The following is a 20119-nucleotide window of genomic DNA, read 5'->3' as shown; positions in this document are numbered from 1 at the left end:
CCTTCGTTGGTTAGCCTCCGAAGATGCTGACCCTCACGGTCAGGTACTTCTTCGGGTCTTTCTTGATCTCCGCAATCAGCTCATTCAGGCTGGTTGCTGCTGCATTCATGTTGTCATAAAGGCGCTTGTCCTGCAGCAGCTGACCGGCGGTGCCCTGCCCCGACGAGAGGCCCGAAACCAGGCTGTCCAGCCGGGTCGTGAGGGCGTCCAGCCGTGTGTAGAGCTCGTCCTCATTCAAGAGCTTGCCCACGGTGCCCTCACCGCGGTTGATCCGGCCCGCGATGGCCTCCATGCTGGCGCTGGCCGCGGTCAGGGACTTGCTCAAGGCCGGGTCATTCATCAACACGCCGAGGGACCCTTCGCCGCGCCGCACCTTGGCGAGCATGCCTTCAAGTTCAGTCAGCGAGGCGCGCATGGAGTTATACGCCGCCGGATCATTCATCAGCGCGCCCAGCGTCCCCTTGCCGGAATTGATCTGCTGAGTCACGGCATTGGCGGCTTTCGCCATGGCCGTCATTTCGGCGTACAGGGCCTCATCGGTCATGAGTTTGCCCATCGTGCCGCGCCCCTCGTTCAGGCCCTTCAACAGGTCCTGAGTGGTGGCAAGCGCACCGGTGGCCGCAGCCGCGGCCTCGGCCACCGCTCCCGCCGACTGGCTGGTCTTCAGATACGCCCAATCCGGCAGCGGCTGCCCCTGCGGCGCCGGGGTGATGACCACAATGGGTTCACCGAGCAGGCTCAATGATCCAAGGCTACCCACCGATTGATCGGTGATGAGGTGCCTGACGTCCTTCGATACTTCCAGCACCACCTCCACCCGCGCGCCGGAAAACTCGACGGAGGTGACTTTGCCCACGTCGCTGCCGGCGACGCGGACGATGGCGCCGGACTTCATGCCCACGACATCGTTGAACAGGGCCTTGATGGGATACCGCTCCCAGAAGAAGCCCCCTTGGCCGCCCACGGCAAGGATCAACAATGTTGCCAGCGCAATGGCGGCAACGCCGATGATGCCGATCTTCAACTGGGCCCAGGCAATCGATCGTGTTCGTGGCATGTGCGTGCTCTCTCTTTTCTACGACAGAAACGACTGAAGATACGGGTCGGCCGACGCGCGAAGCTCCGGCAGCGTGCCCTCAAATAACACCCGGCTGTCCTTCAGCATGACGAACGTGGTTTCTGCAAGTTTCTTCGGTGAAGCGGGGACAAATTTGATGGTGTCTCCCTCCTTCACGGCTTCGTGGGACGCCACATAAAACGCGTCCCGCAACTGGTGTGTCACCAGCAAGGCACTGACTTCTTCCAGGTCCCGCAACTTGATGATCTCGTCATCGATGGTGACGGCGGTGATGGGATCCAGACCGGTTGTGGGTTCGTCGTAGAGCAGGATCTTGGGCCGTGCCGCCAATGCCCGGGCAATGGCCACACGCCGGCGCTGGCCGCCGGACAGTTCGGACGGCATCCGCAGGAAGAACTCGTCAAGGCCGACAAAACCCAGCACCTCTTTCACGCGGCCGTCAACCTGATCGATCGGGATGGCCGTCTCCTCGAACAGCTTGTAGCCCACGTTTTCCCTCACCGTGAGGGAGTCGAACAACGCGCCCTCCTGAAAGACCATGCCCAGTTCGTCGCGGACGGCCATGTAGTCCTGCTCGTCCAGGTCATCAACACGCCGGCCATTCACCAGAATCTGACCGCCGTCAGGCTTGAGCAGGCCCAGGATGAGCTTCAGCACCGTGGACTTGCCCACGCCACTGCCGCCAAGAATGATCTTCATCCGGCCGGCCAGGAGCTGGAAACTCACGCGATCGAGGATGACTTGCTCGTCGAAGGCCAGAGACACCTCGTCAAAGACAATGACCGGATCGTCAGACTCGGTGATCGTCGGCGGCTCCAGCATCGCCCGTTCGCGTTCAGTCAGTGCCATGGCGTCAATACATCAACGAAATCAACAACTTCGTCACGAGAAAATCCACAATCAGCACGGCCACCGATCCGCCCACCACGGCGTTGGTCGTCGCCCGTCCCACACCCTGCGTGCCGCCCTTGGTACGGAGTCCGACATGGCAGGCAATGGTCACAAGCGCGAAGCCCAGGAAAAACGGCTTGATGATGCCCATCCAGACGTCCTGGATGTAGAGCCCCATCACTACTGAGTTCCAGAACACGCTGCCCGCCACCTTCAGTTGGGTGGTCGTGATCAGCCACGCGCCGACCATGCCGACGGCATCGGCCACGATGGTCAGGACCGGCACCATGATGATGCCCGCCAGCACGCGCGGCACCACCAGCTTACGCACGGGATCCGTCCCGAGCGCGCGCAGTGCGCTGATTTGATCCGTCACCATCATCGATCCGAGCTCGGCCGCGATGCCCGACCCGACCCGCCCGGTCACCATCAACGCCGTCAGCACCGGCCCCAGTTCCTTGACCATTGAGGCGCTGACGAGCCGGCCGACCATCGAACGTGCGCCGAACTGATCCAGCGTGATGCCCGACTGCAGCGCCAGCACCATGCCCGTGAACGTGCCGGTCAGCAACACCACCGTCAACGAGCCCAACCCAATATCCTCGAACTGTTCGACGATGTCGCGAAAGTAGACCGGTCGCGACGTGAGTCCCCGCGCAATTTGTCCGAGCAGCTTGAAGTAGTCCTGTACCTCGAGCAAGGCCCTCTTGATGCCGTTCACCACAATAGACGACACTCAGCTCTCCCCGCCCACCAGGGCACGGCCGGGATCCCGCAGCCGGCGAAGTTCGTCGCGCACGCTCGCCGCGCGTTCGAACTCCAGGTTTGCGGCCGCCGCCTTCATGTCGCGCTCAAGGTCCGCGATCTTCCGATCCAGCTCGGCCCTTGAGCGGAACGTCTGTTGGGGTTCTTCCACCCGCGGCACCGTCAGATAGTCGCGCTCGTAGACGCTCGACATCACATCATCGATCTGTTTCACGATGGACGCGGGCGTAATGCCATGCTCCAGGTTGTAGGCTTCCTGCACCCGCCGCCGACGCTCGGTCTCGTCGATGGCCTGGCGCATGGAATTGGTCATGCGGTCGGCATACAGCACCGCACGCCCCCGCACATGCCTCGCCGCCCGCCCCATCGTCTGGATCAGCGCCCCGGCTGAGCGCAGGAAGCCTTCCTTGTCGGCATCGAGCACAGCCACAAGCGACACCTCGGGCAGGTCGAGACCTTCACGAAGCAGGTTGATGCCCACGAGCACGTCGAACGTGCCCATACGGAGGTTGCGCAGGATGTCCACCCGCTCCAGCGTGTCGATGTCTGAATGCAGGTACCGCACGCGCACGCCCAGTTCCTGGTAGTACTGCGTCAGGTCTTCGGCCATGCGTTTGGTCAGCACGGTCACCAGCGTGCGTTCACCGCGAGCGGCGACCTCTCGAATCTCGGCCAGCAGGTCATCGACCTGCCCCGCCACCGGGCGCACGTCAATGACGGGATCCACCAACCCCGTCGGACGGATGATCTGCTCCACCACCACACCGGCGGCTTGACTGAGTTCATACGGCCCTGGCGTGGCGCTCACATACACCACCTGGCGGCGACGCTCTTCCCACTCGTCAAAGCTGAGCGGACGGTTGTCGAGCGCTGACGGCAGGCGGAATCCGTACTCCACAAGCACTTCCTTGCGCGCGCGATCGCCGTGGTACATGCCGCGCACCTGGGGCACCGTCTGATGGCTCTCGTCCACGATGAGCAACGCATCTTCGGGCAGGTAGTCGAGCAGGGTCGGCGGTGGTTCGCCCGCCGAGCGCCCGGACAGGTGCCGCGAGTAGTTCTCAATCCCGTGGCAGTACCCGATTTCCTTCATCATCTCCAAGTCGAACATCGTCCGCTGGTGCAGGCGCTGCGATTCCAGGACGCGGCCTGCCCCGTCGAGCTCGGCCAGCCGCTCGGTCAATTCCGCCTTGATGCGTTCCACCGCCTGTAGTGTCTTTGATCGCGGCGTGACAAAGTGTGTCTTCGGGAACACTGAGATGCGGTCGTGCGAGCGCACCACTCGGCCGGTCAGCGGGTCGAATGTGACCAGGTCGTCCACTTCGTCGCCGAAGTACCCCACCCGGATGCCAATATCTTCGTACGAAGGATAGACCTCCACAATGTCCCCGCGCACCCGGAACGTGCCTCTGGTGAACTCGTGGTCGTTGCGTTCGTACTGAATCTCCACCAGCTGCCTCAGGAACGCATCGCGGCCCAGGGTGTCGCCCTTGCGCACTTCGACCACCAGCCCGTAATACGCCTCAGGCGATCCGAGGCCATAGATGCAGGACACCGAGGCGACGATGAGTACGTCGCGGCGCTCGAAGAGCGAGCGGGTGGCCGAAAGGCGGAGCCGATCGATCTCTTCGTTGACGATCGATTCCTTCTCGATGTACGTCCCCGAGGCCGGCATGAACGCCTCGGGCTGGTAGTAGTCGTAGTAGCTGACGAAGTACTCCACGGCGTTGCGCGGAAAGAACCGGCGAAACTCCTGGTACAGCTGGGCCGCCAGGGTCTTGTTGTGCACCATCACCAGCGTCGGCCGGTTTACGGTGGCCACCACATGCGCCATGGTGAAGGTCTTGCCTGAGCCGGTGACGCCCAGCAGAACCTGCGCCGGATCGCCGCGCTGCAGGCCATCCACCAACTGCGTAATCGCGGCCGGTTGGTCGCCACGCAGCTCGAAGTCCGATTCCAGTTCGAAGCGGTCGTCAAGGGAGGGCATAAAAGGTGGGGTCTAAACTCCCCATGGTACTACGCGGCCGTAATAGGAACGTCCAATCCGGCACAGGCCCGGGCGGCCTATCGGGCAGGCGCGAAATAGCCGGGGCGGGTGCGGACCTTGGCCCCCTTGCCGGACGGCGCGGTCACCCGAACCTCGACCTTCCGCCACTTGCCATCAGCGGCCCGGTTGGTGGAGATAAAGCCCAGGGAGTAGCGCGAGGCGATCTCTTCCTGGATCTTCGCGTAAATCTCATCCAGTTGCTTGCGGTCCATCGGGAAAAACGCTTCGCCGCCGGTTTGGTGGGCCAGGTCGTTCAGCCGCAACTGCGCGGTGCCGCGACTCCCCCGCAGGCTGTCGACATAGCCAATGGCGTACACCATCACGTCGCTCAGGCGCAGCATTTCGATCATGCGACCGTATCCAAGGCTGCTGGTGGAGTCTTCACCGTCGGTGTAGAGCAGCAACACCTTCTGTCCATCCTGCTGTTCAGCGGCTGTCAGATATAACCCCAGCGCGTCATACAGTGCCGTCGCGCCTTCGGCCTTGTTCGACCGCATCCGCTCGAACAGGTGCGCGTAACTGGGCGGTGAAAACCGTGAGACCCGCACCTCGGTGGCGAAATCCACAAACGTCACGTCCACGGACTCGTCCACGGCGTTCACGAACCTGATGGCGGCCGACACCGCCGCCGCCAGATCGCGATCCATGCTGCTTGAGGTATCAAGCAGAAGGCCGAGATGCAGCGGAAGCCCCGTTCCGCCAGCGCCTTCGTTGAAAAACGTCAGTTCCTGGCGTTTGCCGTCCTCAAAGACCTCGAAGTCGTCCCGGGTCAGGGCGCGAACCAGGGTGTTTCCCTTCCCAACCACGGTCACGGGGAGTACGACCACGTCCGCAGATGTGCGGAATGTCTGCTGGCGGGCGTCCAGCACGGCCGCCGCGAAGAGCGCCAGCACAATGACGAGACGGAGGGCAGCCATCTGGGCGCATTATAATGGGAGTCTGCATGAGAGCCTTGGCCGTCTGCCAGGACGAGTTAACTATCAGGACGCTGCATCAAGTCCTGTCGGGCACCTTCGACATCGAGTTTCTGGTCGAAAGCCGCCCGCTCGCCCGACGTCTCGTTGATGACCAGATCGCGGCGAGCGTGGGCGACCCCAAGCGCGTGGACTCCTACCTGCGCGCCGACCTCTCCCCTTCCACCTGCGTCATCGTCGAAGACAACGGCAAACGCAGCCTGAAGCGCGTGGTCACGGCCATTCGCGATGCCGGCGGCAGCCTGTTGTACGTGCTGCACGCAGGCACGAGCCCTTCGGCTCGAAAGAATCGCGATGAGCTGAAGGCGCTGGTGCCTGAGCTGACACATCTCGACATGGCCGAGCTGCTCTCGGGGGCGTTGCTCACGGAACTGGACCGGGCCCTGACGCGCGCGCGGGTGCAACAGTACCAGCGGTACTTCGCAGACGCCGACCGTGTGTTGATCCTCCTGCACAACGAACCCGATCCCGACGCGATGGCGGCGGGCCTGGCGCTGCGCAACCTGCTGCGGCGCACCCGTGCCACGGCCATCATCGGCGCGATGCAGGGCGTGACGCGTCCGGAAAATCTGCGGATGGTGGACCTGCTCGACATCCACATCGAGACGATCACGGCCGACGAGTTTGCGTCGTTCGATCGCATCGCCACCGTGGACGTGCAGCCCCATTACTTTCACGGCCTGCTGCCGCGCGTGGATTTGGTGGTGGACCATCATCCCGAGCAGGCGGGCTACACGGCCGTGTTCAAGGACATCCGTCCCGAATACGGATCGACCTGCACCATCCTGACCGAACATCTGCGCGCGGTGGACGTGAGCATCTCGGAGCGCACGGCCACAGCCATGCTCTACGCGATCAAGTCCGACACCCTGTTTTTCGCGCGGCACACCAACCGGTCCGACCTGGATGCGTTCACGTTCCTGTTTCCGCTGGCCGACGCCGCGCTCATTCGCAAGATGGAGGGCGCTGAAATCACGCTGGAGCGCCTGGAACACGTCACGCGCGCGCTTGCGACCAGCCGCCTGAAGCACCAGATCCTCTCGGCGTTCCTGGGCGAGACCACACGCGAAGACTTCATCCCCTACACGGCCGACTTCCTGCTCCAGGTGGAAGGCGTCAAGTGGGTCATCGTCTCGGGCATCGTCGGCGGCCATTTCATCGTGAGCGTGCGCAACCTGGGCTACTCGCGCAACGCCGGTGAGTTTGTGAAGGAGTGCTTCGGCGACATCGGGTCAGCCGGCGGCCATCGGGCACTCGCCAAGGCCGTGGTGCCGGCTGAGCGCTTTCGCGCGAAGTTCGGCGACCTGTCGGGCATCGGCATCGCCGCCCGCATCGGCGAACTCGCAGAAGAGTTCCTGGCGGACACCCACGCGGCGGAGAAGAAACCCACTGAAAAAGTGGTGAAGTGAGGAACTGGGGGACTGATCAGTTCCTAACTTCCTCAGTTCCTCAGTTCCTAACTTCCTAAGTTCCCAAGGCCTGCCGAAGGTCCCCGATGAGGTCTTCCGAATCCTCGAGCCCCACCGAGAGGCGCACCATGCCGCGTGTGACGCCGGCTTCGGCGAGTTGATCGTCAGACAAGCCGTACTGCGATGTGAGCACGGGGAGGCTGCAGAGGCTTTCCACGCCGCCGAGACTCGCCGCACGTTGGACCAGCGCGATGCGATCGAAGAAACGTACGGCGCCGTCCTGCCCGTCGCGGCACTCAAAACACACCATCCCGCCGAATCCGCGCATCTGCCTGCGTGCGATGTCGTGGTCGGGGTGTGATTCCAATCCGGGATAAAACACGCGTGACACACCTGGGTGCGTTTCGAGCCAGCGTGCGATGGTCAGCGCGTTGGTATTGTGCCGCGCGATGCGGACGCCCAGTGTCTTCATGCCACGACCGAGCGCGTAGGCCGACGCCGGCTCCAGCACTCCGCCCAGCAACTTGCGCGCCGGCATCACGCGATCGATCAGCGCCTTCGAGCCGACGAGCGCCCCGGCCGTCACATCCGAGTGGCCGTTCAGATACTTCGTCGCGGAGTGCATCACGAGGTCGGCTCCGAGCGCCAACGGTTGCTGATTGACCGGACTCGCGAACGTGTTGTCTACGATGGACACCACCCCTTTCGCGCGGCAAGCCGAGGTCACGGCTGCGATGTCGGCGCATCGGAGTGTGGGATTGGTCGGCGACTCGAACCAGACCACCTTCGTCGTTGGCCCGATGAGTGATCCCACCGAGCCCAGCTGCTCCATCGAGACGAAACGCGCCCGCACACCAAACCGATCCAGGAACGACGACAACACCTGCAGCGTGCCGCCATAGATCGCCGCGCTGCAGATGACCTCGTCACCCGACCGGAGGAGTCCGAACAACGCCGTCGAGGTGGCCGCCATACCCGACGACAACACCATGGCCGCTTCGCCGCCCTCGACGGCGGCCAGCTTGGCCTCAACCGCCATGACCGTCGGGTTTGCGTATCTCGAATAGATGAACGACTTCGACCGTCCCTGCTGGTAGGCCTCGAGTTCCGCCGCCGACGTAAACCTGAACGTGCTCGACGAATAGATGGGAGTGGTGACGGGCGTCGCAGTGCTCGTGACTCCCTCGCCTGCGTGAACCAGTTCCGTGTCCGGGTGCCGTTTTGTCATCTCAAATATCCTCGACGCGTTCGCCTGCAGCCACCACGGGCTCAATAAACTGCCGATACGCGTCGTCATGGCCTAGTTGGACCAGTTCGGGCAGCGTGCGCATGCGGTCCGAGGCCTCGTCGTAGACGCCGCCAAAATCAAAAGGGCCCGTGGGATTGTGCGCAGGACGGATGGCAAACACGCCTGAGAACCGATTGGCGGCTAACGCCCAGGCATCCTGGAACGCTGCGGTTTCCACCGAGCGCAGCGTCTCACCCATTCGTGAGCGCAGGTCCAACGCCCTGAAGCGCAGGTCATGCGGCGTGGCCGCCGGCGGCGCAGGGCTGACAAGAATCACCTGCTCCACGCCAACGCGCGCGACCTCGTCAACCAACCGGCTCACCAGTTCGGGTCGATCGCACCACCGGTGCGTTTCCCCCTGCCAATACCCCTTGTCGGGAAACGTCACCTCGTGCGGCGCTGACGCCACGGGCAGCCTCAGCCCACCCACCACGAAGTCCACGACAAGACCACTATCGTGTTCGCGGCCTTCAACCAGATTCACACTCTCTGCTTCGCGCGGCCCCGCGCCCACACGACGCTGACCGAACGCTTGATGCCATTGCGGTGCCAGTACGGCGGCCACGATGTCACGCCGGGCGTCCAGGTCGTGCACGGCGAGCATCACTTCGTGAAAGCCGGGCTGGCCGAAGTTCTCGGTCAACAACTCCACGTATCGGCGGCCCATATCGGCCCGGGATTTGTCGGCGGCGCCGCGAGTGATGCGCCACACCGCGTCTTTGACGACACCCTCAGGCTCACCCGGATCAAGTGGATGTCCGATCAGCCGCCACCAGAACGCGCCCCGGGCGCGGCGGCGTGTGCGCTCGCCCCGGCGAGCCCGGAGGGCGGCGACAAGAAATACACCCGCCACCACCAGCACCGCGGCCACGACGGCCCGCGGCATGACGGTGGGCAGGATGGGCGGATCGAACATCGCGCCCAATGCCCTCTGGTACCAGCCCACCAGCGACGCGGCGATTGAGGGAAAATTGGCGAGAGAGGCCACCACACTGACCACATAGACGCCTGAGGCCAGGATAATCACGACCAGCGGCGCGAGCAGCAGGGCCACGGCCACCAGCGCTCCCCAACCAGCCAGACGCAGGGCCGCCCGCCATCGATACGCGCGCCTCATGCGAACCGAGGCCCACGGACTGGTGGGCGATGACAGGTCTGCGACGCCGTCGGCGGCGCCGCTCACGGCGCCGATGCCTCCCGCGCCGTGGGCAGCCAGGAGATCGATCTTCACGCCCGCGTCCACAAGCGCGCGAAGAACACCCGCGTGATACGCCCCTGCGGTGCCTGCTCCGCACAGCACCACTGCAGTGCGCAGGCGGGGGGCGTATGAAGACAGAGCCACGCGGCCGTTACTCTTCGTCGTGAATGGTCACGAGCTTGACGATGTCGAAGTTCCGGCTACCGGAGGGGATGGAGACTTTGATTGAGTCGCCCTCTTCCTTGCCGACGAATGCGCGGCCGATCGGCGACGCCACGGAAATGAATCCCTTGTCCGGGTCCGCGTCCTCGGGCATCACCAGCTCAAAGACCATCTGCTTGCCGTTCTCAATGACAGTGACCTTCGACCCAAAGCCGGCGCGGTCGGTCGGAATCTTGTCCATGTTGAGCAGCTGCAGTTCCGAGAGGCGTTTGCGCAGCATCGAAATCCGCGACTCCACGAACCGCTGACGCTCCTTGGCCGCCGAGTACTCCGCGTTTTCGCGCAGGTCGCCCAGCTCGCGCGCGCGCTGAATCTCCCTCGGCAGGTCGTGCACCAACTCGCGATCGAGGACCGCGATCTCCCCCTCGAACCGCTTGATCAGACGGGCTTTCATTGTGCGAAAAGTTTAACCCGGAAGGCGCGCGCAGGGTTAGCCCTGAGCGACTCGATAACCGTGGAGCCGAAGGGGTACCATGTCGTGTGCCCCGCATCACACGTCGCCAGGACGCCATCGTGACGCGCTTCCGCGATGTCGCAAAGGGTGCGGCCGACGATGGGGCTGTGGTGATCGACGGAGTGCACCTCCTGCTGGATGCGCTCAGGGCGGGCGTGCCCGTCGAGATCGTGCTGGCCACGAGCGACCTCCTGGCTGATGCATCCATGGACGTGGTGGAAGCCTGGGAACTGGCGCGGGCCGCGGACGTGCCCGTTCATGAAGCCACCACGGGCGTCATTGAAGCCGCCAGCCCTGTGCGCACACCGAGCGGCGTTGTGGCGATCGCCCGATGGTCGCCGGCGCCGCTGGCAGCGCTGTGGACGCCCGCGCCAGCACTCGTGATCGGATTGGTGGACGTGCAGGACCCCGGCAATGCCGGCGCGGTGATTCGGTCGGCAGACGGTCTGGGCGCCACCGGCGTGGCCATGATTGGCGCCACGGCCGATCCCGGGTCAGCCAAGTCCTTGCGGGGCGCGATGGGCAGCACATTTCGTGTACCGGTGGCCCGGGCGTCGATCGGGGAGAGCTTGCGGGCCGCACGCGCCGCCGGGGCAACAATCGCGGCAACCACGGCGCCTGCTCCCGGGACCACCGACCTGCACGCTGTAGACCTGACCGGCCCGGTGTTCCTGCTGCTTGGCAACGAAGGCGCGGGGCTCCCCGGCCAGGCCCTCAAAGCCGCCGACATTCAGATCAGCATCGCGATGCGCCCCGGTATCAACTCGTTCAACGTGGCCGTCTCGTCTGCGCTGCTGTTGTACGAGGCGCGCCTGCAGCGGAACAGCCGATGACCCGCTCCCTCTTCGGAGACGAACCGTCGGGCATTGACACGCCCACGCTTGCGGGAACCCCACTGGCCGAACGTATGCGTCCGCGCACCCTCGACGAGTACGTGGGCCAGGACCAGCTCGTCGGCCCTGGCCAGCCCCTGCGACGCGCCATTGACGCCGGGGCGATGCACTCGCTGATCCTCTGGGGACCGCCAGGTACAGGCAAGACCACGCTGGCGCGCGTGATCGCCGCCGCCAGCGGCGCCGAGTTCGCGGCATTCAGCGCCGTCACCGCCGGCATCAAGGAAATCAAGGAAGTGATCGGGGTCGCTGAACATACGCGACGCCACCACGGCCGCCGCACGATCTTTTTCGTGGACGAAATCCACCGGTTCAACAAAGCCCAGCAGGATGCCTTCCTGCCGCACATCGAATCGGGCACTGTGGTGCTCATCGGCGCCACCACCGAGAATCCGTCTTTCGAGGTCAACTCGGCGCTGCTCTCGCGCTCAAAGGTCTACGTCCTGCAGCCTCTGACGCTCGAGCAGGTGGTGCTCATCCTCCAACGGGCTCTGGCGGACTCCGACCGCGGACTTGGAACGCTGAATGTGGACGCCGACCCGGATGCGCTGACGTCCCTTGCGCGGTACGCCAACGGCGACGCGCGCGTGGCCCTGAACCTGCTCGAGCAGGTGTCGGCCACCCTCAAGCCCAACGCCGACGGGCGCCGCCGGCTGGAGTTGGCGGTCCTCACCGATCTGGTGGAACGACGAGCGCTGCTCTACGACAAGGCGGGAGATGAGCACTACAACATCATCTCCGCGCTGCATAAGTCGATCCGCAACAGTGACGCCGACGCCGGCCTCTACTGGCTGGCCCGCATGCTCGAGGCCGGAGAAGATCCGATGTACATTGCCCGGCGCCTGGTGCGATTTGCGTCGGAAGACATCGGCAACGCCGACCCGCGTGCGCTGCAACTCGCCATCGCGGCCAAGGACGCCACGCACTTTCTCGGCATGCCCGAATGCAACACGGCGTTGGCGCAACTCGTGACCTACATGGCCGCCTCACCCAAGAGCAACGCCGTGTATCTGGCCTACGGCCGGGCGGCGAAGGACGCGTTGCGCGACGAAGCCGCGCCCGTGCCCCTGCACCTGCGCAACGCGCCGACGAAGCTGATGAAGGAACTCGACTTCGGCAAGGACTACAAATACGCGCACGACGAACCCGACGCCGTGGCCGACATGTCATGCCTCCCCGACGCCCTCGCCCACCGACGCTACTACGAGCCCACCGACCGCGGCCTCGAACCGAAGCTTCGCGAAGCCCTCGAGCGCGCCCGCCAACGGCGCAAGTAGTCCAGAGTCCAGGGTCCAGAGTCCAGGGGAACTGGGGAACTGGGGAACTGGGGAACTGGGAGGAACTGAGGAAGTGTTCAGCTGCTCTCGTAGCGCGGCCTGTTCCTCAAGGCCGCGGGTTTTGTCTTTCATGTACCGCTGGCGCCGATCTGCCGGCAATTTCTCAATCGCATACCTCAGCATCGTCCTCGGCATGCGCGCGGCGTGGGTGTCGAGGAAGTCTTCCAGCACGGATCGATCACGCTTGCCGACTTCCCGCAGCATCCAGCCGACCGCTTTGTGAATGAGATCCTCCTTGTCGTCCAGCAGCCGCGAGGCCAGAAGGAGGATGTCGTCAAAGTGGCCGTGCCGAATGCCGTGCGCCGTGGCGATGACGGATACGCGACGCGTCCAGAGGTGAGGCGACCTGGCCATGCGCAGCAACGGGAATCGTCCGCGACCGGCAAGGTGGCGCCCCACGATCTGCGAAGCGGACGAGTCCACGATGTCCCAGTTGTTGATGAACGTGAGAGAGTCCAGATAGAGCCGGTACACCGCCTCGCGCTCCGCTGGCCCGCCCTTGTCATAGAGGCGAACGAGCATCAGCACGGCCAGCAGGCGCTCTTCGTGCCACTGCGACCTCAGCAGTTTCACCACCGTGGCCAGTGGAGGCGCGGGATAGGCCCGCACGACAGCCCGGATCACGGGCACCCGGATGCCGAGGAAGCGATCGCCTTCACCATACTCGCCTTTTCCCGTCTTGAAAAAGCGCTGGGCGAACGCGGCCTGCGCCGGGTTCGCAAGACCAGCCAGCCGGCGATGAATCTCCGCGTACGTCGTCTCGCTCACGACGGAGACGCTCCAGGCTCGAATCTGTACAAACAGACGTCCTGCGGATCTGCGGAAAGATTCGGAAAGACCACGTGCCTGGGCAATACACCCTCTTGCCTGAAGGCAGCCTTTTCCAGGACCCGTCGGGACGCCACGTGCCCGTGGTGACAGAAGGCCTTCAGGCGCCCCACGCCAAGGGCCGCGGCCAACTCCACCATCACCGTCGCGATCTCAGTGGCGTACCCCTGCCCCCAAGCGTCCCTGGCCAGCACGAAACCGGTCGAAGCCTCATGGAGCGATTCGAACCCCAACCCTGTACTTCCGACCAGCCGGCCATCGGACTTGAGGAACGCGAGCAACGGCCCGGCAGGCCACCTGGCCCACTCGCTGTCGCTGAACGCGAGGAAGGCTTCCGTATCCGCGAGCGATCGATGAGTTGGCCACGCCAGATATCGCGTCACCTCGGGATCGCTGGCATACCGGTCGAAGATCGCTTGCGCGTCAGCAAGCGCCGGACGCCGCAGGATCAACCGCTCGGTGAGCAGTTCCTCAGACATCACGCCACTCTCGCAACAGTCATGCGGGAATTGTATTCGGCGTCACACGGTCTATGTCGTCAGTTGGATGGCGCCTTGGTGCGCCGGCTCTCCGGTTCGACGACGCGGAAAAAACGCCGGCCTTCCGATGCGTTTTTACCCCTGTCGAAAATCGCGTCGCTCACAGTCGAGCCGCCACACCAAGGCGCCACCCAACTGACAACCTTCTGCGCCTCCGCGCCTCGCAGTCATCTGACCTGACCTAAAAGCTCCGTGGCTCCCCAACTCCTCTGATCCGTCGGGACCGCAAACCTCAAAGTCTCCGTGTCTCCGTGTGATCCGTCGTGACAGGAAGCCTCCGTGTCTCCGCATCTCCCTGTGATCCGTCGTGACGACGCTCAGGTTCTTTCGAAGTTGCGTTCGATTTCCCGCCGCGTCAGACGAAGGACGACTGGGCGTCCGTGTGGACACACGGATGAGTGCGACGTGCGGCGCAGTTCGTCGAGCAGGTACTGCATCTTCTCGCGTGTGAGTGGGTCGTTGGCCTTCACGGCCGCGTGACAGGCCATGGTCGCCGCCATCTGGCGCAGAGCGACGTCTACGCCGGCGCCCGGCGACAACCCATCGAGATCGGTGGCCACCGCGCGAAGGACCGCCTCGCATTTGTTCCAGTCGAGGAGCGCCGGCACGGCCGCGATGCGCAGGCTGTTGCCGCCAAAGTCCTCAAACTCGAAACCGACCCGCGTGAGCTCCTTCACATGCGAGAGCAGCGTCTGGTGCTCGCCCGACGTCAGCTCGAGCACGACCGGCGTCAGCAACGCCTGCACCTCGACACGCCCTGTGGTCAGCCGCTCGGCGATCTGCTCAAACAGGATCCGCTCGTGCGCCACATGCTGATCAATAATCGCCACCCCATCGTCATCCACCGCGATGATGAAGGTGTTACGGAACTGGCCCAGGGGCACCATCGGCTTGATGAGCGTCGAAACCGTACCATGACCGGCCACCAGGCCCATGCGCGGGTCGGGCTGGCCAGGCTGCCCCGCCGGCCACTGCGCCGGAATGCCCTGATCGATCGCGTGCGCCAGCGCGCCTTCCACCTCGGCGCGCATACCGAACACGCCCTGGCCGATGCCTGACGAGGGGGAGGCCTCGAACGACCATGGCAGCGCGGTGCTGCCCGGTTGCCCTGGCGCCGGCATGCCGGGTCGAAGCACCAGCTCCGGCGCGCTCCCCTGCCCCAGCGAATCCACCAACGCCCGGCGCAGCACCTCGTGCACCAGGCCCTGATCGAGGAAGCGGACCTCGGCTTTCGTGGGATGCACGTTCACGTCGATGCGATCGGGCGGCACTTCGAGGAACAGATGCACCTCGGGGCTGCGCTCCTTGATCGTGGCCACGCTATAGGCCTGCTGAATGGCGTGCGCGATGGTCCGGTCCTTCACGAGGCGCCGGTTGACGAACACATGCTGCGGTCCACGCACCGGTCCCTGTTCCGCCAGTGCGGCCGCGAAACCGGTCACGCTCATGCCGGCGGCCTGCTTGTTCACCGGCACGAGGTCTGGGCGATCGCCGTAGATTTGATAGAAGCGTTCCTCACTTGACCCGGCGGGTGGCGCTTCAATGAGCACGCGGTCTTTGCTTCTGAGCGTGAATCCCACCTCGGGGTACCCGAGGGCCATCTGCGTGACCAGCCTCGAGACCTGCGCCGCTTCGGCGGTGTCGGCCTTCAGGAATTTCCGGCGGGCGGGAAGGTTGTAGAACAGGTCCGACACCTCGATGAGTGTGCCTTCCGGCGCGCCCACTTCGCGGTCCGATACCGTGACGCCGGCATCGATACGAATCTCGGTGCCGCTCAACGCGCCCCGCTCGCGCGTGCGCAACCGGAACTTCGACACCGACGCGATCGACGGCAGCGCCTCGCCGCGGAATCCCAGGGTCAGGATGGCGGCCAGATCGCCGGCTGCGCGAATCTTGCTCGTGGCATGACGCTCCACGGCCAGGTGCGCATCTTCCGCCGACATCCCCATCCCGTCGTCTTCCACGGAAATCAGTTTCTTGCCGCCGAACTCCACGACCACCGCGATGCGCGTGGCTCCGGCGTCCAGCGCATTTTCCACCAGTTCCTTGACGACCGATGCGGGCCGCTCGACCACCTCACCGGCCGCGATCTGATTCGCGAGTTCGGGCGGCAGCCGGTGGATGCGGTTCACAGCCAGTCCTTCCAACGGAAGGCCGCCAGCATCGAGGCAACGATCACGCCGGCCATGCCGACGATCCACCAGAACTGCGCCCAGTCAGGCCCGGGCAGATGGGGAATCACGACGTTCATGCCGTACAGGCCCGTGAGCACCGTGAGCGGCAGGAAGATGGTGGACATGACGGTCAACACCTTCATGACCTGGTTGAGCCGATTCGACTGGCTCGAGAGGTAGGCGTCGAGCAGGCCCGTCACGCGATCCTGGAAGAAGATCGCTTCGTCCGTGAGCTGCACGAGATGGTCGTACACGTCGCGGAAGCGATAGGCCATCGCGTCGGGAATGAGTTCAAACTCCCTGCGGGCCAGCCGGCCGATGGCATCACGCTGGGGCAACGCCACGCGCCGCAACGACGACACATCGCGCTTGAGCGTCAGGATGTCGCGCACGGGATTCTCGCGCGGGTTCTCGAACACGCGGTCTTCGAGCGCCTCCAACCGGTCTTCCAGCGCGTCCACTTCAGGGCGGTAGTGATCGACCATCGCGTCGATGATGCGATGCAGGAGGCCGGCCGGCCCCTCTCCGAGCACGTAGGTATTTCGCAGGCACAACTGCTGTTCCTGGCTGATCGATCGAGACGGCGCGTGGTGCACGGTCACCAGGAACCGATCGCCCAGAAAAAAATCGATGTCGTTCGTCTCAAACCCGCGCCCGCCGGCGCCCGGCAGGATGCCGTGGAGGATCAGATAGAGGTAGTGATCGAAGAGCTCGATCTTCGGATGATGGATCTCACTGAGCGCGTCCTCAAGCGAGAGTTCGTGCAACTTGAATGTCTGCTGCAGCAGATCCTTGGCACCGTCGTCCGGCAGCTCGATGTCGACCCACAGCTTCTCGGATGCCCCGGGAGCGAGCCACGCCAGATCGACCGCGTCGACCTGGCGCGTCTGCCCTTCCCGGTGCACGAGAACTGTGATCATCGGTATCTACCGGGTATTCACCATGAAGATCCATGAAGATCCATGAAGCCCCAGGATGGTCGCGTGAAGCCCCGGGACGATCACCGGTTTGGGCGCCGCCTCCGGCGGCAGGCACGATCGGAGGGAACGCATGAATGAACAACACCTTCTGAAAACGACCTCAGAGGTCCTCTCGCAGCTCAGGTAAGACCTCTGAGGTCGCTTTCCACAATGGCGTTGTTCATTCATGCGTTCCCTCCGATCGCGCAGCCAGGCGAAGCCTGGCTCCCAAACCGGCGCCTTCATGGATCTTCATGTCCTTCATGGTGGAAAGCTCTTAGTTGCTCCCCTTCTGCTTTAACGCCGCCTGGGCCGCCGCCAGACGCGCCACCGGCACACGGAAGGGCGAGCAGCTGACGTAGTCGAGCCCGACTGACTCAAAGAAGAAGATCGACGCCGGGTCGCCGCCGTGCTCACCGCAGATACCGAGCTTGAGGTCCGGCCGGGTCGCGCGTCCCTTCTTGACCGCGATCTCGACGAGCTGGCCCACGCCCGCCGCGTCGATGGTGGCAAACGGGTTCTTCGTGACGATCTCCAGTTCCTGGTAGTTGGGCAGGAACGAACCCGAGTCGTCACGCGACATCCCGAGCGCGGTCTGCGTCAGGTCGTTGGTGCCGAAGCTGAAGAACTCGGCTGACGTGGCGATCTCGTCGGCGGTCAGCGCCCCGCGCGGGATCTCGATCATCGTGCCGACCAGGTAGTTGAGTTTCACCTTCTTCTCGGCCTGCACCGCCTTGGCCGCCTTATGGACGACCTCAATCTGCAGGTCGAGCTCCCGCTTGAAGCCGACCAGCGGGATCATGATCTCGGGCCGAACCTTGATGCCTTCCTTCTGCACCTGCGCGGCGGCTTCGAAGACCGCGCGCGCCTGCATTTCGGAAATCTCGGGATACCCGATGCCGAGGCGGCATCCGCGGAAGCCCAGCATCGGGTTGAACTCGTGCAGGCCCTCCACACGCTGGTGGAGGCGCGCCACGGGCACACCCATCTTCTGGGCCAATTCCTCCTGCGATTCCTTGCTGTGCGGCAGGAACTCGTGCAGCGGCGGATCGAGGAACCGGATGGTGGCCGGGTAGCCCTTGAGCGCGCGGAAGATACCGGCAAAGTCCTCCCGCTGATACGGCAGCAACTTGCCCAGCGCGGCCTTCCGCTCATCGGCCGTCTCGGCAAGGATCATTTCGCGCATCGCGTCGATGCGGTCCCCTTCGAAGAACATGTGCTCCGTCCGGGTGAGCCCGATACCGACGGCGCCAAACGCCACGGCGTTTTCGGTCTGCTCCGGCGTATCGGCGTTGGTGCGCACACTCATGCGGGTGGCCTTGTCACACCACTTCATGAGCTGCTGGAAGTTCTTGAACTTCTCGGTGCGTTGCGCCGCCTTGTCTCCATAGAGGAGGCCGGCCACGATCTCGGACGGCGCGGTCTTCACCGCATCCGCATACACCGTGCCCGCGGTGCCGTCGATCGACAGCCATTCGCCCTCGGTGAACGTCCGCCCATCCACCAGCGCGGTGCGCGCCTGATAGTCCACCTGGATGGCCGCGGCGCCACACACGCACACCTTGCCCATCTGCCGGGCCACCAGTGCCGCGTGTGACGACACACCGCCACGAGCCGTCAGGATGCCTTCAGCCGCAATCATGCCGCGCAGATCTTCCGGCGACGTTTCCACGCGCACGAGCAGCACCTTCTCTCCGCGCGCGGCCGCGTCCACGGCCCGTTCGGCGTTCAGATAGATACGGCCCGATGCCGCGCCTGGGCCGGCCGGCAGGCCGGTGGCAATCACCTTTGCGGTCTTCACTTCCGACGCGTCAAACACGGGCGCCAGCAACTGCTCAAGCTGATCTGCGGGGTTGCGCATGATCGCCGTCTTCCAGTCGATCAGCCCCTCCTTCTCCATGTCGATCGAGAACTTGAGCGCGGCCATCGCCGTCCGCTTGCCGTTGCGCGTCTGCAGCATATACACGACGTCGTCTTCAATCGTGAACTCGAAGTCCTGCACGTCCTTGAAGTGTTTCTCCAGGGTGGCGCGGATGCGGTCGAGCGCCGCGTACGCCTTGGGCATGACCTTCTTCAAATCCGACACCGGCTCCGGCGTCCGTACGCCGGCCACCACGTCTTCACCCTGCGCATTGATGAGGAATTCACCGTAGAACTCCTTGGTCCCGTTGGCCGGGTTGCGCGTAAACGCGACGCCGGATCCCGACCGGTCGCCCGTGTTGCCGTACACCATGGCCTGCACGTTGACCGCCGTGCCCCACTCGGTGGGAATGTGGTACTTGCGCCGATAGACGATGGCGCGGTCGTTCATCCAGGAGCCGAACACGGCGCCGACGGCGCCCATCAGCTGATCCCAGGGGGCATCGGGGAAGTGGCGTCGGACACGCGTCTTGACGAGCGCCTTGAAGCGCACCACCAGTTCCTTCAGGTCGTCCACGGTCAACTTCGTGTCGTCGATATCGGCGTGATACCGCTCGTGCTTGAGGGTGTGGATGACCGTCTCGAACGGGTCGTGATCCTCGTCCGGACGCTTCTGGACGCCCAGCACAACGTCTCCGTACATCTGCACGAAGCGGCGATAGCAATCCCACGCAAAGCGGGCGTTGCCGGTCTTCACAGCGAGGGCCTCCACCGTCTTGGCGTTGAGGCCCAGGTTGAGGATGGTGTCCATCATGCCCGGCATCGAGTCGCGCGCACCCGAGCGCACCGACACCAGCAGCGGGTTCTTGAGGTCACCAAACTTCTTGCCGGTCTGCTTCTCGAGCGCGGACACGCCCGCCTCGATCTGCGCGCGCAGGGCCGGCGGATACGTGCGCTTGTTGGCGTAGTAGTAGGTGCAGACGTCCGTGGTAATCGTCAGTCCTGGCGGCACCGGCAGCCCGATGCGGCACATCTCGGCCAGGTTCGCGCCCTTGCCGCCCAGGAGCGGCTTCATCGACCCATTGCCGTCGGTCTTTGTGCCAAACAGGTAGACAAACTTCTTCGTCTTGGCCACCGTGGTCGTCTTCTTCTTGCTTGTCTTGCTTGTCTTGCTGGTCTTGCTCGTCTTCTTCGCCATGTGTA

16 protein-coding genes are annotated in these 20119 nt (G+C 64.2%); 3 read left to right on the top strand and 13 right to left on the bottom strand.

Translation table 11 applies throughout. From position 1 onward, the window contains the following. Positions 1-10 precede the first annotated feature (10 nt). The 5 genes from IPL75_03600 to IPL75_03580 all read right to left on the bottom strand — a co-directional run bounded on the left by IPL75_03600 (position 11) and on the right by IPL75_03580 (position 5698). Positions 11-1057, bottom strand: a complete 1047-nt coding sequence (locus tag IPL75_03600; protein MBK9239348.1) for an MCE family protein — start codon at positions 1055-1057, stop codon at positions 11-13. 18 nt (positions 1058-1075) lie between these two features. Next, complete coding sequence (locus IPL75_03595; protein ID MBK9239347.1) at positions 1076-1927, bottom strand: ATP-binding cassette domain-containing protein; 852 nt, start codon at positions 1925-1927, stop codon at positions 1076-1078. A gap of 4 nt (positions 1928-1931) precedes the next feature. Beyond that, complete coding sequence (locus tag IPL75_03590) at positions 1932-2705, bottom strand: ABC transporter permease (GenBank protein ID MBK9239346.1); 774 nt, start codon at positions 2703-2705, stop codon at positions 1932-1934. Further along, positions 2706-4721 carry an excinuclease ABC subunit UvrB gene (gene uvrB / locus IPL75_03585; protein MBK9239345.1) on the bottom strand — a complete coding sequence of 672 codons (2016 nt, stop codon included), beginning with the start codon at positions 4719-4721 and terminating at the stop codon, positions 2706-2708. It lies immediately after the preceding gene. A gap of 77 nt (positions 4722-4798) precedes the next feature. Further along, positions 4799-5698: a VWA domain-containing protein gene (locus tag IPL75_03580; protein ID MBK9239344.1), complete on the bottom strand. Its 900-nt coding sequence runs from the start codon at positions 5696-5698 to the stop codon at positions 4799-4801. 26 nt (positions 5699-5724) lie between these two features. Between IPL75_03580 and IPL75_03575 the strand changes: the two genes are divergently transcribed. Next, on the top strand, positions 5725-7164 hold the full coding sequence (locus IPL75_03575; GenBank protein MBK9239343.1) for a DHH family phosphoesterase: 1440 nt from the start codon (positions 5725-5727) through the stop codon (positions 7162-7164). A gap of 55 nt (positions 7165-7219) precedes the next feature. Here the strand turns inward: IPL75_03575 and IPL75_03570 are convergent, their stop codons facing one another. Genes IPL75_03570 through IPL75_03560 form a run of 3 tightly spaced genes read right to left on the bottom strand, consistent with a single transcriptional unit; the run spans position 7220 to position 10266 of the window. Then, entirely contained in the window at positions 7220-8392 is a 1173-nt protein-coding gene (locus IPL75_03570; protein ID MBK9239342.1) for an aminotransferase class I/II-fold pyridoxal phosphate-dependent enzyme, read from the bottom strand. Between the two features lies 1 nt (position 8393). After that, the gene (locus IPL75_03565) at positions 8394-9794 is read right to left on the bottom strand and encodes a hypothetical protein (protein ID MBK9239341.1); all 1401 of its coding nucleotides are present in this window, start codon (positions 9792-9794) and stop codon (positions 8394-8396) included. A 7-nt stretch (positions 9795-9801) separates the two neighbouring features. After that, positions 9802-10266 (bottom strand): transcription elongation factor GreA, encoded by a 465-nt coding sequence (locus tag IPL75_03560; protein MBK9239340.1) that lies wholly within the window; start codon positions 10264-10266, stop codon positions 9802-9804. A gap of 86 nt (positions 10267-10352) precedes the next feature. Here IPL75_03560 and IPL75_03555 point away from each other — a divergent pair, with 86 nt between their 5' ends. Both IPL75_03555 and IPL75_03550 read left to right on the top strand, forming a co-directional pair. Further along, the gene (locus IPL75_03555; protein ID MBK9239339.1) at positions 10353-11159 is read left to right on the top strand and encodes an RNA methyltransferase; all 807 of its coding nucleotides are present in this window, start codon (positions 10353-10355) and stop codon (positions 11157-11159) included. Beyond that, positions 11156-12496: a replication-associated recombination protein A gene (locus IPL75_03550; GenBank protein ID MBK9239338.1), complete on the top strand. Its 1341-nt coding sequence runs from the start codon at positions 11156-11158 to the stop codon at positions 12494-12496. Before IPL75_03555 ends, IPL75_03550 begins: the two co-directional genes overlap by 4 nt. Here the strand turns inward: IPL75_03550 and IPL75_03545 are convergent. From IPL75_03545 to IPL75_03525, 5 genes are all read right to left on the bottom strand, one after another. Next, positions 12386-13324, bottom strand: a complete 939-nt coding sequence (locus IPL75_03545) for a DNA alkylation repair protein (protein ID MBK9239337.1) — start codon at positions 13322-13324, stop codon at positions 12386-12388. The genes IPL75_03550 and IPL75_03545 overlap by 111 nt on opposite strands. Then, positions 13321-13863: a GNAT family N-acetyltransferase gene (locus IPL75_03540; protein MBK9239336.1), complete on the bottom strand. Its 543-nt coding sequence runs from the start codon at positions 13861-13863 to the stop codon at positions 13321-13323. Before IPL75_03540 ends, IPL75_03545 begins: the two co-directional genes overlap by 4 nt. A 377-nt stretch (positions 13864-14240) precedes the next feature. Beyond that, complete coding sequence (gene mutL / locus IPL75_03535; protein MBK9239335.1) at positions 14241-16055, bottom strand: DNA mismatch repair endonuclease MutL; 1815 nt, start codon at positions 16053-16055, stop codon at positions 14241-14243. After that, a complete protein-coding gene (locus IPL75_03530) occupies positions 16052-17017 on the bottom strand; it encodes a magnesium transporter CorA family protein (GenBank protein ID MBK9239334.1) in 966 nt (321 codons plus the stop codon). Before IPL75_03530 ends, mutL begins: the two co-directional genes overlap by 4 nt. A gap of 316 nt (positions 17018-17333) precedes the next feature. Beyond that, positions 17334-20114 (bottom strand): pyruvate, phosphate dikinase, encoded by a 2781-nt coding sequence (locus IPL75_03525; protein MBK9239333.1) that lies wholly within the window; start codon positions 20112-20114, stop codon positions 17334-17336. Positions 20115-20119: the final 5 nt, after the last annotated feature.

The organism is Acidobacteriota bacterium, assembly GCA_016716905.1.
GTDB lineage: Bacteria > Acidobacteriota > Vicinamibacteria > Vicinamibacterales > SCN-69-37 > SYFT01.
The sequence above is the reverse complement of the archived record's forward strand: the minus strand, read 5'-3'. Positions and strand labels throughout refer to the sequence as shown.

Coding starts and splice junctions, on each gene's coding strand:
- IPL75_03575 (MBK9239343.1), top strand. CDS start 5,725: ATGAGAGCCTTGGCCGTCTGCCAGGACGAGTTAACTATCAGGACGCTG.
- IPL75_03570 (MBK9239342.1), bottom strand. CDS start 8,392: ATGACAAAACGGCACCCGGACACGGAACTGGTTCACGCAGGCGAGGGA.
- IPL75_03595 (MBK9239347.1), bottom strand. CDS start 1,927: ATGGCACTGACTGAACGCGAACGGGCGATGCTGGAGCCGCCGACGATC.
- IPL75_03530 (MBK9239334.1), bottom strand. CDS start 17,017: ATGATCACAGTTCTCGTGCACCGGGAAGGGCAGACGCGCCAGGTCGAC.
- IPL75_03525 (MBK9239333.1), bottom strand. CDS start 20,114: ATGGCGAAGAAGACGAGCAAGACCAGCAAGACAAGCAAGACAAGCAAG.
- IPL75_03560 (MBK9239340.1), bottom strand. CDS start 10,266: ATGAAAGCCCGTCTGATCAAGCGGTTCGAGGGGGAGATCGCGGTCCTC.
- uvrB (MBK9239345.1), bottom strand. CDS start 4,721: ATGCCCTCCCTTGACGACCGCTTCGAACTGGAATCGGACTTCGAGCTG.
- IPL75_03540 (MBK9239336.1), bottom strand. CDS start 13,863: ATGTCTGAGGAACTGCTCACCGAGCGGTTGATCCTGCGGCGTCCGGCG.
- IPL75_03580 (MBK9239344.1), bottom strand. CDS start 5,698: ATGGCTGCCCTCCGTCTCGTCATTGTGCTGGCGCTCTTCGCGGCGGCC.
- IPL75_03550 (MBK9239338.1), top strand. CDS start 11,156: ATGACCCGCTCCCTCTTCGGAGACGAACCGTCGGGCATTGACACGCCC.
- IPL75_03600 (MBK9239348.1), bottom strand. CDS start 1,057: ATGCCACGAACACGATCGATTGCCTGGGCCCAGTTGAAGATCGGCATC.